This window comes from Streptomyces sp. NPDC020875 (assembly GCF_040641415.1).
Classification (GTDB): domain Bacteria; phylum Actinomycetota; class Actinomycetes; order Streptomycetales; family Streptomycetaceae; genus Streptomyces.
The window spans coordinates 151,685-165,249 of the sequence record NZ_JBFADP010000008.1 but is presented as its reverse complement, the minus strand read 5'-3'; the positions used below and the strand labels follow the sequence as shown (position 1 = coordinate 165,249).

Here is a 13,565-nt window from a genome sequence, read left to right as displayed (position 1 = left end):
GCCAGCGTTCGTCCTGAGCCAGGATCAAACTCTCCGTGAATGTTTACCCGTAATCGGGTCGACACATCACGAGAGCGGAACCGTCCGGAGGAATAGTCCGGGCGGTTCACAGCGTCCTCGCTGTATGTGTTTCTTCAAAGGAACCTCATCCCCAACCCGCAAGGGCCGGGAACGGGGTATCAACTAATCTGGCGTTGATTTTTGGCACGCTGTTGAGTTCTCAAGGAACGGACGCTTCCTTCAGGCCCTTTTCACCAGGCCCTCCGGGCTTTTCCCTTCGGTCTTGCGTTTCCAACCTTACCAGACCGTTTTCCCATTCCGTTTCCGGACTTGGATTCCGATCAGGCGACCGACTGGAGAAGCCTTCTCGCTTTTGCCTTTCGGCGATTCCGACTTTATCAGAGATTCTGAGTCGGATTTTCCGGCCCTTCGGGAGGGTCCTGATCGACTTGGTCAACCGGGTTTCCCGCTCGGGCGGAGCCGTAAACGTACTGGAGCGGGGCGCCCGGATGCAAATCGGGGCGCCCCGCTCCATGAAGCACGACGTCAGACGGTCGGAGCCGGTCCGGGCGTCAGACCTCGACGACCACCGGAAGGATCATCGGGCGACGACGGTAGGTGTCGGAGACCCAGCGGCCGACGGTCCGGCGGACCAGCTGCTGGAGCTGGTGCGGCTCGGCGACGCCGTCCGAGGCGGACTTGGCGATCGCCTCCTCGATCCTGGGGATCACGGCGCTGAAGACCGAGTCGTCGATACCGGAGCCGCGAGCCTGGACGTGCGGGCCGCCGACGACCTTGCCGGTCGTCGAGTCCACCACCACGAAGACCGAGATGAAGCCCTCGTCGCCGAGGATCCGGCGGTCCTTGAGGGACGACTCCGTGACATCGCCGACCGAGAGGCCGTCGACATAGACATAGCCGGCCTGGACCTTGCCGACGATCCTGGCGCGGCCGTCGACCAGGTCGACCACCACACCGTCCTCGGCGATCACGATGTGGTCCTTGGGCACACCGGTCAGCGCGCCCAGCTCGGCGTTGGCCCGCAGATGACGCCATTCGCCGTGGACCGGCATCAGATTCCGGGGGCGGCAGATGTTGTAGAAGTACAGCAGCTCGCCCGCCGAGGCGTGACCCGAGACATGGACCTTGGCATTGCCCTTGTGGACGACATTGGCGCCCCAGCGGGTCAGGCCGTTGATCACCCGGTAGACCGCGTTCTCGTTCCCCGGGATCAGGGACGACGCCAGGATGACGGTGTCGCCCTGGACGATCCGGATCTGGTGGTCGCGGTTGGCCATCCGGGAGAGGGCCGCCATCGGCTCGCCCTGGGAGCCGGTGCAGACCAGCACGACCTCGTGGTCCGGCAGGTCGTCGAGGGTCTTGACGTCGACCACGAGCCCGGGCGGGACCCGCAGATAGCCCAGGTCGCGGGCGATGCCCATATTGCGGACCATGGAGCGCCCGACGAAGGCGACCCGCCTGCCGTACTCGTGCGCCGCGTCCAGGATCTGCTGGATCCGGTGCACATGGCTGGCGAAGCTGGCGACGATGATCCGCTTCTGGGCATTGGCGAAGACCTGCCGCAGCACATTGGAGATATCGCGCTCGGGCGGGACGAAGCCGGGTACCTCGGCGTTCGTGGAGTCCGAGAGCAGAAGGTCGATGCCCTCCTCGCTCAGCCGGGCGAAGGCGTGCAGATCGGTCAGCCGCCGGTCGAGCGGAAGCTGGTCCATCTTGAAGTCGCCGGTGTGGACGACCATGCCCGCGGGGGTGCGGATGGCGACGGCCAGCGCGTCCGGGATGGAGTGGTTGACGGCGACGAACTCGCAGTCGAAGGGGCCGATCCGCTCGCGGTGCCCCTCGGCCACCTCCAGGGTGTAGGGGCGGATCCGGTGTTCCTGGAGCTTGGCCTCGATCAGGGCGAGGGTGAGCTTGGAACCGATCAGCGGGATGTCCGGCTTCAGACGGAGCAGATAGGGGACGCCGCCGATGTGGTCCTCGTGGCCGTGCGTGAGCACGATGCCCTCGATGTCGTCGAGGCGGTCCCGGATCGTGGTGAAGTCGGGCAGGATGAGGTCGACACCGGGCTGCTCCTCCTCGGGGAAGAGGACGCCGCAGTCGACGATGAGCAGTCGGCCGTCGAATTCGAAGACCGTCATGTTCCGGCCGATCTCACCGAGGCCGCCGAGCGGGGTGACCCGGAGGCCGCCCTTCGGGAGCTTCGGCGGGGGACCGAGTTCTGGATGCGGATGACTCAAAAGACTCTCCTCACCATGCACCCCCGCCTCCGGTTCGGAGGCGCGGCGTACATGACATTCGTGCACGTGCTGTGTCGTACGTATTCAGTTGGTGGCGCGTATTCGGTTGTCGGGTCGTGCCGTGTCCGGGTTCAGAGCTGGACGCCGCCGGCCGTGAGGTCCGCCTTCAGCTGTGCGGTCTCTTCGGGGGTCAGCTCGACCAGGGGAAGTCGGAGGGGCCCGGCGGGCAGGCCCTGGAGGGTGAGGGCGGCCTTGGTGGTGATCACGCCCTGGGTGCGGAACATGCCGGTGAAGACCGGGAGCAGCCGCTGGTGGATCTCGGTGGCCTTCTGGACGTCGCCGTTGAGATGGGCGTCGAGCAGGGCGCGCAGCTCCGGGGTGACCACATGGCCGACGACGGAGACGAAGCCGACGGCTCCGACCGAGAGCAGGGGGAGGTTGAGCATGTCGTCGCCGGAGTACCAGGCGAGTCCGGAGCGGGCGATGGCCCAGCTGGCCCGGCCCAGGTCGCCCTTGGCGTCCTTGTTGGCGACGATCCGGGGGTGCGCGGAGAGCCGGACGATGGTCTCGGTGTCGATGGGGACACCGCTGCGGCCGGGGATGTCGTAGAGCATCACGGGCAGTTCGGTGGCGTCGGCGATCGCCGAGAAGTGCCGGAACAAACCCTCCTGCGGGGGCTTGTTGTAGTACGGCGTGACGGCGAGGAGGCCGTGGGCGCCGGCGCGTTCGGCGGCGCGGGCCAGTTCGACGCTGTGGCGGGTGTCGTTGGTGCCGACTCCGGCGACCACGAAGGCTCGGTCCCCGACGGCTTCCCGTACGGCCCGTACGAGCCGGTCTTTCTCCGCGTCGCTGGTGGTGGGCGACTCGCCGGTGGTGCCGTTGATGATCAGACCGTCGTTACCGGCGTCCACCAGATGGGCCGCCAGGCGCTGGGCGCCGTCGACGTCGAGTGCGCCGTCCGGGGTGAACGGCGTGACCATGGCGGTGAGGACCCGCCCGAAGGGGGTCTGCGGAGTGGGGATGGGAGCCATGGGTAACACGCTACTCGCTGCTCAGTGCGGTGTGGCCCCTGAGGGGACGTGACGTAGGACGTGGCATGCGGAGCCCGGCACTGCCTGCTCGGGGGTTCAAGCAGTGCCGGGTCCGTTTGATCAGCCTAGATGAAGTTTACGAAAGCCCGCAATGCGGACATTCCACCCGGATAATCCGTACATCTGTACCGCTCGGTGGTCCGACCGGGGGACGGTCCGGCCACTCTCGGGTGGGCGGGATCAGGGCGCTACGCGCCCATTGGCGTTGAAGGCCGCGTACGTCAGCGGCATCAGCCGGGCCCAGTGCTCCTCCATGCGCTCGCCGACCATCTCGATCTCGCGCTGCGGGAAGGACGGCACCGCGGCCCGTTCGTGCTGGGTGCGCAGGCCGAGGAAGTGCATCAGGGAGCGGGCGTTGCAGGTGGCGTACATCGAGGAGAACAGACCCACCGGCAGGACCGAACGGGCGACCTCGCGGGCGATCCCGGCCGCGAGCATCTCCTGGTAGGTCTCGTACGACCGGCGGTAGGAGTCCTCCATCGCCTCGGAGACGACCTTGTGCTGCTCGGGGCTGCCGTCGATGAAGACGTACTTGCCGGGTCGGCCCTCCTGGACCAGCTTCCGGTCCTGGCCGGGCACGTAGAAGACGGGGGCCAGCTCCCGGTAGCGGCCGGACTCCTCGTTGTACGACCAGCCCACCCGGTGGCGCATGAACTCCCGGAAGACCAGGATCGGGGCGCTGATGAAGAAGGTCATCGAGTTGTGCTCGAACGGGCTGCCGTGCCGGTCGCGCATCAGATAGTTGATGAGCCCCTTGGACCGCTCCGGGTCCTTCGTCAGCTCGTCCAGGGACTGCTCACCGGCCGTCGACACCCGGGCCGCCCACAGCACGTCGGAGTCTGCTGCGGAGTGCTTGACGAGCTCGACGGTGACATCACCGCGGAATGTGGGGGTCGCGGCATCGGCCGGCAGATCGGGCACCTGAGAGGTTCCTTCCTCGGGCGGGGTGGGGGCGGCACCCACCTTAGACCACCCTCCGCCGACCACCCGGGGAGGATTTCCGGACCGATTCACCCGGATCCGGCACCGAATCACCGTTCTGTTCGTCTCTCTGGGTAACAGCAATCACAGTCGTTGATCCGAGGAGCGTGATCCGATGTTCCGCCGGCGGGAAGCCGTCCCGTTCTCCTTCGTCGCCCGGGCCGCCGAGGCCGAGGCCGATGCCGAACGGTTCCGCAGTAACGTCACTCCCCCGCCACGCGAACGTCCCTCGGTCTCCCAGCTCGCGGGTCGTACGCTGATCGGGCTGACCATCGTCGGCGGTCTGGCCGGCGCCCTGCTGTTCGGTCTCCCGGCGATGGAGTCCGGGGCCGCCCGGGACGCCGAGCGCGGCAGCGTGTCACAGGGCGAGGCCGCCGAACGGCGGTGACCCGCACGGCCCCCGGGGGTGGTCGGTCCCGGGGCACCTCGGTAGCCTCACCCGTCACAGCCCCCACAATTCGAGTGTGCTGGTGAGTGGAGAACAGCCGTGCCCCTGACCTTTCTGACGGCCGACCGCGCGTCCGACGCCCGGGCGGCGGACGCGGATGACATCGCGCTGCCCTTCGACGACCACGACCAGTGGCGGCGGCCGTACCGGCCCGGCCCCTGGCGGGTGGGGGCGGCGGCGCTGCTCCTGCTGCTCGCCTCGTTCGTGATGATCGCGGCCATGATCATCGCCGCGGCGGGCGCGATGTCCGGGGCGGGCGTCTGTCTCGCCCTCGGACTGGTGATCATCGCCCTCTCGCTGCGGCTGCTGCGGGCGGGTGTCTGGGTGAGCCGCCACGGGCTGCGCCGGGTCGGCTTCTTCGGCACCTCGACCCTCGCCTGGTCCCGGGTGACCCGGGTACAGACGGTCCAGCGGCCGGTGCGCTGGCTGGGCCTGCCGCGGACCGTCCAGGGACAGGCGCTCCAGCTGAGCCGGTCCGGCCGGGACGAGCCGGTGGAGCTGATCACCGACCACAACGCGGACTTCCTCTCCCGGGAGACCGCCTTCGAGCGCGCGGCCGACACCGTGGAAGCCTGGGCGTCGGAGTACGGGCGGACGCACTGAGCCAAGCCGCCGGACCGTACGGGGAAACCCGCTCGACGCGGGCCCGGGAGGGGCCGCGGCTCATGGGCCCGGGGCCGTACCCGTAGGACGTACCGAAACCGCGCCGGACCATGATGGTCCGGCGCGGTTTCTCATGCCGTCGTCCGTCCGGGCCCGAATCGGGTCGGGTCCTGGGCGGGTGTGCTACGCCTTGCCCTCATGGAGCGCGATGGCCCGCTGCATCGCCCGGCGGGCCCGCGGGGTGTCCCGGGCGTCGTGATAGGCGATCGCCAGCCGGAACCAGCACCGCCAGTCGTCCGGGGAGTCCTCGGTCTCGGCCCGGCGCAGGGCGAAGACCTCGTCCGCGGCGTCCCGGTCGATCCGGCCGGCCGGGGTACGGGCCAGATCGTCGACCGGCAGTCCGCCCTCGGCGTCCAGTTCGGCGGCGAGGGCGTTGGCCCGGGTGACGAAGCGGGTGTTCTTCCAGAGGAACCAGACGCCGATGACGGGCAGGATCAGTACGGCCACCCCGAAGGTGACGGTGAGCAGGGTGCCCCGCTGGATGAGGAGCACGCCCCGGCTGCCGACCAGGAAGAAGTAGAGGACCAGGACGGCGGCCGTGACGAAGTAGGTGATTTTCGCGCGCATGTCGATCGGTGGTGCCGGTTCAGTCGAGGTCGAGGAAGTGTTCGAGGCCGACGGTGAGCCCCGGTACGGAGCCGATCCGGCGGACGCCGAGCAGGATTCCCGGCATGAAGCTGCTGTGGTGCAGGGAGTCGTGCCGGATGGTGAGGGTCTCGCCCTCGCCGCCGAGCAGTACTTCCTGGTGGGCGAGGAGGCCGCGGAGCCGTACGGCGTGTACGGGCACTCCGTCGACGTCCGCGCCCCGGGCGCCGTCCAGGGCCGTGACGGTGGCGTCGGGCTGGGGTCCGAGACCGGCCTCGGCCCGCGCGGCGGCGATCAGCTGGGCGGTCCGGGTGGCGGTGCCGCTGGGAGCGTCCGCCTTGTTCGGGTGGTGCAGCTCGACCACCTCGGCCGACTCGAACCAGCGGGCCGCCGCCTGCGCGAACTTCATGGTGAGGACCGCGCCGATGGAGAAGTTCGGGGCGATCAGGACGCCCGTCTCCGGGGACGCGGCGAGGCCGGTGCCCAGCTGGGCGAGCCGGTCCTCGGTCCACCCGGTGGTGCCGACCACGGCGTGGATGCCGTGGCGGACGCAGAAGTCGAGATTGCCCATGACGGAGGCGGGGGTGGTCAGCTCGACCACCACCTGGGCCTCGGTCTCGACCAGGGTCTCCAGCCGGTCGCCCCGGCCGAGGGCGGCGACCAGTTCCAGGTCGTCGGCCGCCGCCACGGCACGTACCGCCTCGGAGCCGATCCGGCCCTTGGCCCCGATGACAGCCACGCGCAACTTGCTCATCAGTCTCTGTTCCTCCGGGAGGCGTTTCTCAGATCGTCGGGCCCCAGCTTAGGAGACCGCTTCGTGGAGCCGGTCGGCCTGGCGGTCCTTGAGGGGGCCGATGACCGCCAGCGACGGCCGCTGTCCCAGGACGTCGGCGGCGACGGAGCGGACCTCGTCGGGGGTGACGGCGGCTATCCGGGCCAGCATCTCGTCCACGGACATCTGGGTGCCCCAGCACAGTTCGCTCTTGCCGATCCGGTTCATCAGCGCGCCGGTGTCCTCCAGGCCGAGGACGGTGGAGCCGGAGAGCTGGCCGACGGCGCGGCCGATCTCGTCGTCCGCGAGGCCCTCGGTGGCGACCCGGTCCAGTTCGTCCCGGCAGATCTTGAGGACGTCGTGGACCTGGGCCGGGCGGCAGCCCGCGTAGACGCCGAAGAGTCCGCAGTCGGCGAAGCCCGAGGTGTACGAGTACACGCTGTAGGCGAGGCCCCTCTTCTCCCGGACCTCCTGGAAGAGCCGGGAGGACATGCCGCCGCCGAGGGCGGTGTTCAGCACGCCGAGGGCCCAGCGGCGGTCGTCGGTCCTGGCCAGTCCCGGCATGCCGAGGACGACATGGGCCTGCTCCGTCTTCCGGCCGAGCAGTTCGACCCGGCCCGCGGTGCGGATCGTCCGGTGGCCGTCGCGCGGGGCGAGCGGCACCGCGTCGGTACGGGTGAGGGCGCCGGCCTTCTCGAAGGCCCGGCGGACCTGGCGTACGACGGTGGCGTGGTCGACGTTGCCCGCGGCGGCGACGACCAGGTGGGTGGGGTCGTAGTGCTTCTTGTAGAAGCGGCGGATCCGGTCGGCGGCGAGCCCGTTGACGGTGTCGACCGTGCCGAGCACGGGCCGGCCGAGCGGGGTGTCGCCGAACATGGTCTGCGCGAAGAGGTCGTGGACGCAGTCGCCCGGGTCGTCCTCCGTCATCGCGATCTCCTCCAGGATCACGCCGCGCTCGGCGTCGACGTCCTCCTGTTCGATCAGCGATCCGGTGAGCATGTCGCAGACGACGTCGATGGCGAGCGGCAGATCGGTGTCGAGGACCCGCGCGTAGTAGCAGGTGTACTCCTTCGCCGTGAAGGCGTTCATCTCGCCGCCGACCGCGTCGATCGCGGCGGAGATGTCGAGGGCGGACCGGCGCGCGGTGCCCTTGAAGAGGAGGTGCTCCAGATAGTGCGTGGCGCCGTTGAGCGCCGGGGTCTCGTCACGGGAGCCGACGTGGGCCCAGATCCCGAAGGTGGCGGAGCGTACCGACGGCAGGGTTTCGGTGACGATCCGCAGTCCGCCCGGGAGGGTGGTGCGCCGGACCGTGCCGATGCCGTCGGTGCCCTTGAGAAGTGTTTGGGTACGGGCGACGGCCCGCGCCTCCGAGGAGGTGCGGGCCGTCGCCTTGAAGCCGCGCGACGTCACTTGGCAGCGTCGTCCTTCTGGTCCGCCGCGTCGTCGCCGTCCTCGCCCTCGATCACGGGGATGAGGGAGAGCTTGCCGCGGGAGTCGATCTCGGCGATCTCGACCTGGACCTTGGCGCCGACGCCGAGGACGTCCTCGACGTTCTCGACGCGCTTGCCGCCGGCCAGCTTGCGGATCTGCGAGATGTGCAGCAGTCCGTCCTTGCCGGGCAGCAGGGAGACGAAGGCACCGAAGGTGGTGGTCTTGACGACCGTGCCCAGGTAGCGCTCGCCGACCTCGGGCATCGTCGGGTTGGCGATGCCGTTGATGGTGGCGCGGGCGGCCTCGGCGGCCGGGCCGTCGGCGGCACCGATGTAGATCGTGCCGTCGTCCTCGATGGTGATCTCGGCGCCGGTGTCCTCCTGGATCTGGTTGATCATCTTGCCCTTGGGGCCGATGACCTCGCCGATCTTGTCCACGGGGATCTTGACGGTGATGATCCGCGGGGCGTTCGGGGACATCTCGTCCGGGGTGTCGATCGCCTCCATCATCACGTCGAGGATGTGGAGCCGGGCGTCACGGGCCTGCTTGAGGGCCGCGGCCAGGACGGAGGCGGGGATGCCGTCCAGCTTGGTGTCGAGCTGGAGGGCGGTGACGAACTCCTTCGTACCGGCGACCTTGAAGTCCATGTCGCCGAAGGCGTCCTCCGCACCGAGGATGTCGGTGAGGGTGACGTAGTGCGTCTGGCCGTCGATCTCCTGGGAGATCAGACCCATGGCGATACCGGCGACCGGGGCCTTCAGGGGCACACCGGCGTTCAGCAGCGACATGGTGGAGGCGCAGACCGAGCCCATGGAGGTGGAGCCGTTGGAGCCGAGGGCCTCGGAGACCTGACGGATCGCGTACGGGAACTCCTCGCGGGTCGGGAGCACCGGCACGATCGCGCGCTCGGCGAGCGCGCCGTGGCCGATCTCGCGGCGCTTCGGGGAGCCGACGCGGCCCGTCTCGCCGACGGAGTACGGCGGGAAGTTGTAGTTGTGCATGTAACGCTTGCGGGTCACCGGGGAGAGGGTGTCCAGCTGCTGCTCCATCCGGAGCATGTTCAGGGTCGTGACGCCCAGGATCTGGGTCTCGCCGCGCTCGAACAGGGCGGAGCCGTGGACCCGCGGGATCGCCTCGACCTCGGCGGCGAGGGTACGGATGTCGGTGACACCGCGGCCGTCGATCCGGACCTTGTCCTTGATCACGCGCTCGCGGACCAGGTTCTTGGTCAGGGAGCGGTAGGCGGCGGAGATCTCCTTCTCGCGGCCCTCGAAGGCCGGGAGGAGCTTCTCGGCGGCCAGCTCCTTGACCCGGTCCAGCTCGGTCTCGCGGTCCTGCTTGCCCGCGATGGTGAGCGCCTGGGCCAGCTCGCCCTTGACGGCGGAGGCCAGGGCCTCGTACACGTCGTCCTGGTAGTCCAGGAAGACCGGGAACTCGCCCTCGGGCTTGGCGGCCTTGGCGGCGAGGTCGGACTGGGCCTTGCAGAGCACCTTGATGAAGGGCTTCGCGGCTTCCAGACCGGCGGCGACGATCTCCTCGGTCGGCGCCTCGGCACCGGCCTTGACCATCTCGACGGTCTTCGTGGTGGCCTCGGCCTCGACCATCATGATCGCGACGTCGCCGTCGTCCAGGACCCGGCCGGCGACGACCATGTCGAAGACGGCGTCCTCCAGCTCGGTGTGGGTCGGGAAGGCGACCCACTGGCCCTTGATCAGCGCGACACGGGTGCCGCCGATCGGGCCGGAGAAGGGCAGACCGGCCAGCTGCGTGGAGCAGGAGGCGGCGTTGATCGCGACCACGTCGTAGAGGTGGTCGGGGTTGAGCGCCATGATCGTCTCGACGATCTGGATCTCGTTGCGCAGGCCCTTCTTGAAGGAGGGGCGGAGCGGCCGGTCGATCAGCCGGCAGGTGAGGATGGCGTCCTCGGAGGGACGGCCCTCACGGCGGAAGAAGGAGCCGGGGATCTTGCCGGCGGCGTACTGCCGCTCCTCGACGTCGACCGTGAGAGGGAAGAAGTCGAGCTGGTCCTTGGGCTTCTTCGAGGCGGTGGTGGCCGACAGCACCATGGTGTCGTCGTCCAGGTAGGCCACGGCGGAGCCGGCGGCCTGGCGGGCCAGGCGACCGGTCTCGAAGCGGATGGTGCGGGTGCCGAAGGAGCCGTTGTCGATGACGGCCTCGGCGTAGTGGGTCTCGTTCTCCACTAGCGTGTTCTCCGTTACGTTGCGTTACGTTTGCGTCTTTACGTCCCCTGCCCGTGTGGCGGGGGACGGGCGGAGAAGCCCTCGTACTGGGCCGGTCTTCGATCGAAGCTTCCGGGGTTCGAGTCTCCCGGGAGCCACTACCGAGGACCGGCGGCGGCGAGTCGGCCTCTCCTGCTGTGTTCGTTGCCGCGTCTGCCGCAGCTCTTCGTGCCGCCCGGACGGTTGTCGTGCGCCGTCACCGGTCGCGCGGTCCGGGCCGGTGCGACCAGACTAAATGCCGGGCGGTATGTCGCGCACGTACAGCGGGCACGTACGGCGGCACGTCCGGCGAAAGAACCGGTACGTACCGCATATGCATACCGCAGGTCGGTAAAAGGACGGCAAAAAGCGAAGGGGAGCGGTCCCGTCTCGCGGGAACCGCTCCCCTTCACGGTGTCTTACTTGGCGCCGCCGGCCGCACCACGGCGGATGCCGAGGCGGTCGACCAGCGTACGGAAGCGCTGGATGTCCTTCTTGGCCAGGTACTGCAGCAGCCGGCGGCGCTGGCCGACGAGGATCAGCAGACCACGACGGGAGTGGTGGTCGTGCTTGTGGGTCTTGAGGTGCTCGGTCAGGTCCGAGATCCGGCGGGAGAGCATCGCGACCTGGACCTCGGGGGAGCCGGTGTCGCCCTCCTTGGTGCCGAAGTCGGCCATGATCTGCTTCTTCGTGGCGGCGTCGAGAGACACTCGGTACTCCTCAGATGATTCGAAGCGCCCGCGAGTGCCCCTGGCGTTTTCTCAGGGGGACTTCCGTGACTCGGGGGCGAGGGTCCGATGAGCGCTGCGCCCAGCTCCCCGCTGGGGCCCGTGAGGGCTCCGGGGACTCCGGGCGGGCGTACACAAACGGCCGTCAGCCAGAGTACCAGTCTCCTCGGCCGGACCGGCGCCGGGCCCCGGCCGGAGCCGGAGGGCGCCGGGGCGGGCTCTCGGGTGCCGGGGGTCAGTCCGAGGTCAGGGCGCGGATCGAGTGGTAGACGTCGAAGACCGCCAGGCAGAGCGGGAGCAGGGTCAGCAGGACGAAGGTCTCCGCGATCTCCAGGAAGCGGCCCCAGAACGGGGTGACCCCCGCCCGGGGGACGATCAGCCCGATGGCGGTGATCAGGGCGGCGACCCCGGCGACGGCGGCGGTGAGCCAGACCGTACGGATGTCGAGGGCGGTCGTGTCGCCCTTGAGGGCGTCCGCCATCAGCTCGATCGGCGGGTTGATCGCCAGACCGAGGCCCAGCAGGACGAGACAGCCGAGGCCCGCCGCGAGGGCGCAGCCGACCTGGGCCGTGTAGCGGAAGAGATGGGCGCGCATCAGCATCGCGACACCGGTGGCGAGGGCGAGCAGCTGGCCCCAGACGTTGTCGGAGAAGCCGAGGACCGCTCCGGCGCCCAGGGCGACCAGGGCACAGCCGCCGACGAGGCCGACCAGGAGTTCGTGGCCGCGGCGGGCCTGGGTGGCGATCCGCTCGCCGTCGACGGGTCCGGCGGGCTCGTCGTCGGAGCCGTAGTCGCCGACGGTGGTACGGGGCGGGTCGAAGCCGATGGGGAGCCGGGCGAACCGGGTGGAGAGGCCGGGCAGGAAGGCGAGGGCGCCGACGGCGAGCGGGGCGCACATGGCGGCGGTCTCGACCGGGGTCAGTTCCTGGAGGATCGCGACGAAGGTGGCGATCAGACCGATCGTGGCGGCGAAGACGAACGCGACGAAGGGGCCGTCGCCGCCGGGCGCGACGATGGTGAGGACGACGGCGACCAGGAGTACGGCGGCGCAGGCGAGCAGGAACTGGAGCTTGCCGATGCCCTCGCCGTCGGCGGGGGGCAGCAGCCCGCTGCCGCCGATGGCGGCGTTGGCCATGGCGCCGACGCCGAGGGCGACGGCGGAGGCCCGGTCGTCGTAGACCCGGGCGCGGACTCCGGCGATCGCCAGCAGCAGTACGGCGGCGACCCCGGCCAGCACGCCCGGCAGGCCGTGCATGTCGTTGCGGGGGTCGGAGGTCCACAGGACGAAGGCGAGCAGCAGGAGGAGGACGGAGCCGCCGAAGAGTCCGGCGCCGCGCATCAGGCCGTCGCTCCACAGGGTGCGGTCCTTGGCGACGGCGGTGGCGACGGCGTCGGAGACGTCGTCGAAGACGGCCGGGGGGAGGGATTCGGCGAACGGGCGCAGGGAGAGGAGTTCGCCGTCGAGGATGCGCTGGGCGCCGAGGGAGCGGGCGCTGTCGAGGACGGTGCCGTCGCGGCGTACCAGGTGGTAGCCGACGGGGGCGCCGGGGTCGGGGCTCTGGCCGGAGAGCCGGAGGATCTCGGGGTAGAGGTCGGCGACGGCAATGTCCTCGGGGAGGGCGACGTCGACCCGGCCGTCGGGTGCGACGACCGTCACCCGGCAGAAGCCGGTTCCGTTGCTGGCCGGGGTCACGGGTCCCGGCTGACCGGATCCGTGCGCCGCCGCTGAGGCCGTCATACTCACCTGCTGCATCCCCTCGTGATGTGTCCGCCGCGCCGCCGCCGGGGGCGGTGGCCGTTCGGTCGGCCCGGTGCGCGGTGGCGCCCGGTGTCCGCGTCGGGTGGCGCCGCCGGACGGTGGTCCGCCGGGGACGCCGGTCCACCGGTCGCCGCCGTACCGTCCGCCGCTCCAGCGGTCCGCCGATCCGTCGGCCGGTCCGTTCGTCGTGGTGCCGTCCGCCGTCGCCGTGGTGTGCGGCGTACGGGCGGGCCTCGGACGAGCGCGCCGCTGTGATCGTCGTACCGGTCGCCCACCGCTGTTCGTACGGTGGGGGCCGCCGTCTTGTCCGCCGCGTACACCGGTCTCGTACGAACTCCGTACGAAGGCTTCACAGATCGCCCGCGTATCGGTGGACACCCGGGGCCGATCGCGGCGGCACGCACCTTAGGTCCGGCTTTGCACCCGGCCCGAACGGTCCGAATACGTACTCACGGTCCGCATTCCTCGCGCCCTGGCCTTTTCCACTAGTTCGGCATTGCGCTCCGAATGACCCGTTTTCCATGGCGTTTCCGCAGTGGGTGCACCGGCGCGCAGGGCCGTCGCGTCACCCTACCCCCCACCTCGCGCGGAGGGCGCAAGTAGGATCCCTCACCGCGGACGGGACCGTCG

General features: G+C 69.9%; 11 protein-coding genes. 2 read left to right on the top strand and 9 right to left on the bottom strand.

All coding sequences use genetic code 11. From position 1 onward, the window contains the following. Nucleotides 1-572: 572 nt before the first annotated feature. The 3 genes from AB0G74_RS07145 to thyX all read right to left on the bottom strand — a co-directional run bounded on the left by AB0G74_RS07145 (nt 573) and on the right by thyX (nt 4,270). Nucleotides 573-2,258: a ribonuclease J gene (locus AB0G74_RS07145; RefSeq protein WP_361141555.1), complete on the bottom strand. Its 1,686-nt coding sequence runs from the start codon at nt 2,256-2,258 to the stop codon at nt 573-575. Nucleotides 2,259-2,389: 131 nt separating this feature from the next. Then, nucleotides 2,390-3,289, bottom strand: a complete 900-nt coding sequence (dapA, locus tag AB0G74_RS07140) for a 4-hydroxy-tetrahydrodipicolinate synthase (RefSeq protein WP_361141553.1) — start codon at nt 3,287-3,289, stop codon at nt 2,390-2,392. A gap of 240 nt (nt 3,290-3,529) precedes the next feature. Next, the gene (thyX, locus tag AB0G74_RS07135) at nt 3,530-4,270 is read right to left on the bottom strand and encodes an FAD-dependent thymidylate synthase (protein WP_361141551.1); all 741 of its coding nucleotides are present in this window, start codon (nt 4,268-4,270) and stop codon (nt 3,530-3,532) included. 175 nt (nt 4,271-4,445) lie between these two features. On the opposite strand from thyX, the gene AB0G74_RS07130 reads away from it, so the two are divergent. Continuing rightward, a complete protein-coding gene (locus AB0G74_RS07130; RefSeq protein WP_361141550.1) occupies nt 4,446-4,718 on the top strand; it encodes a hypothetical protein in 273 nt (90 codons plus the stop codon). Nucleotides 4,719-4,817: 99 nt separating this feature from the next. Further along, nucleotides 4,818-5,381 carry a hypothetical protein gene (locus AB0G74_RS07125; protein ID WP_361141548.1) on the top strand — a complete coding sequence of 188 codons (564 nt, stop codon included), beginning with the start codon at nt 4,818-4,820 and terminating at the stop codon, nt 5,379-5,381. Between the two features lie 183 nt (nt 5,382-5,564). Here the strand turns inward: AB0G74_RS07125 and AB0G74_RS07120 are convergent, their stop codons facing one another. The 6 genes from AB0G74_RS07120 to eccD form a co-directional block, all read right to left on the bottom strand. Then, nucleotides 5,565-6,008, bottom strand: a complete 444-nt coding sequence (locus tag AB0G74_RS07120; RefSeq protein WP_361141547.1) for a hypothetical protein — start codon at nt 6,006-6,008, stop codon at nt 5,565-5,567. Nucleotides 6,009-6,027: 19 nt separating this feature from the next. After that, on the bottom strand, nt 6,028-6,780 hold the full coding sequence (dapB, locus tag AB0G74_RS07115) for a 4-hydroxy-tetrahydrodipicolinate reductase (RefSeq protein WP_361141545.1): 753 nt from the start codon (nt 6,778-6,780) through the stop codon (nt 6,028-6,030). A gap of 48 nt (nt 6,781-6,828) precedes the next feature. After that, nucleotides 6,829-8,208: a pitrilysin family protein gene (locus tag AB0G74_RS07110; RefSeq protein ID WP_361141543.1), complete on the bottom strand. Its 1,380-nt coding sequence runs from the start codon at nt 8,206-8,208 to the stop codon at nt 6,829-6,831. After that, entirely contained in the window at nt 8,205-10,430 is a 2,226-nt protein-coding gene (locus AB0G74_RS07105) for a polyribonucleotide nucleotidyltransferase (RefSeq protein ID WP_361141541.1), read from the bottom strand. Before AB0G74_RS07105 ends, AB0G74_RS07110 begins: the two co-directional genes overlap by 4 nt. Nucleotides 10,431-10,867: 437 nt before the next feature. Further along, nucleotides 10,868-11,158: a 30S ribosomal protein S15 gene (rpsO, locus tag AB0G74_RS07100; protein ID WP_323370980.1), complete on the bottom strand. Its 291-nt coding sequence runs from the start codon at nt 11,156-11,158 to the stop codon at nt 10,868-10,870. Nucleotides 11,159-11,411: 253 nt separating this feature from the next. Continuing rightward, complete coding sequence (gene eccD, locus AB0G74_RS07095) at nt 11,412-12,914, bottom strand: type VII secretion integral membrane protein EccD (protein WP_361141578.1); 1,503 nt, start codon at nt 12,912-12,914, stop codon at nt 11,412-11,414. Between the last annotated feature and the right edge of the window lie 651 nt (nt 12,915-13,565).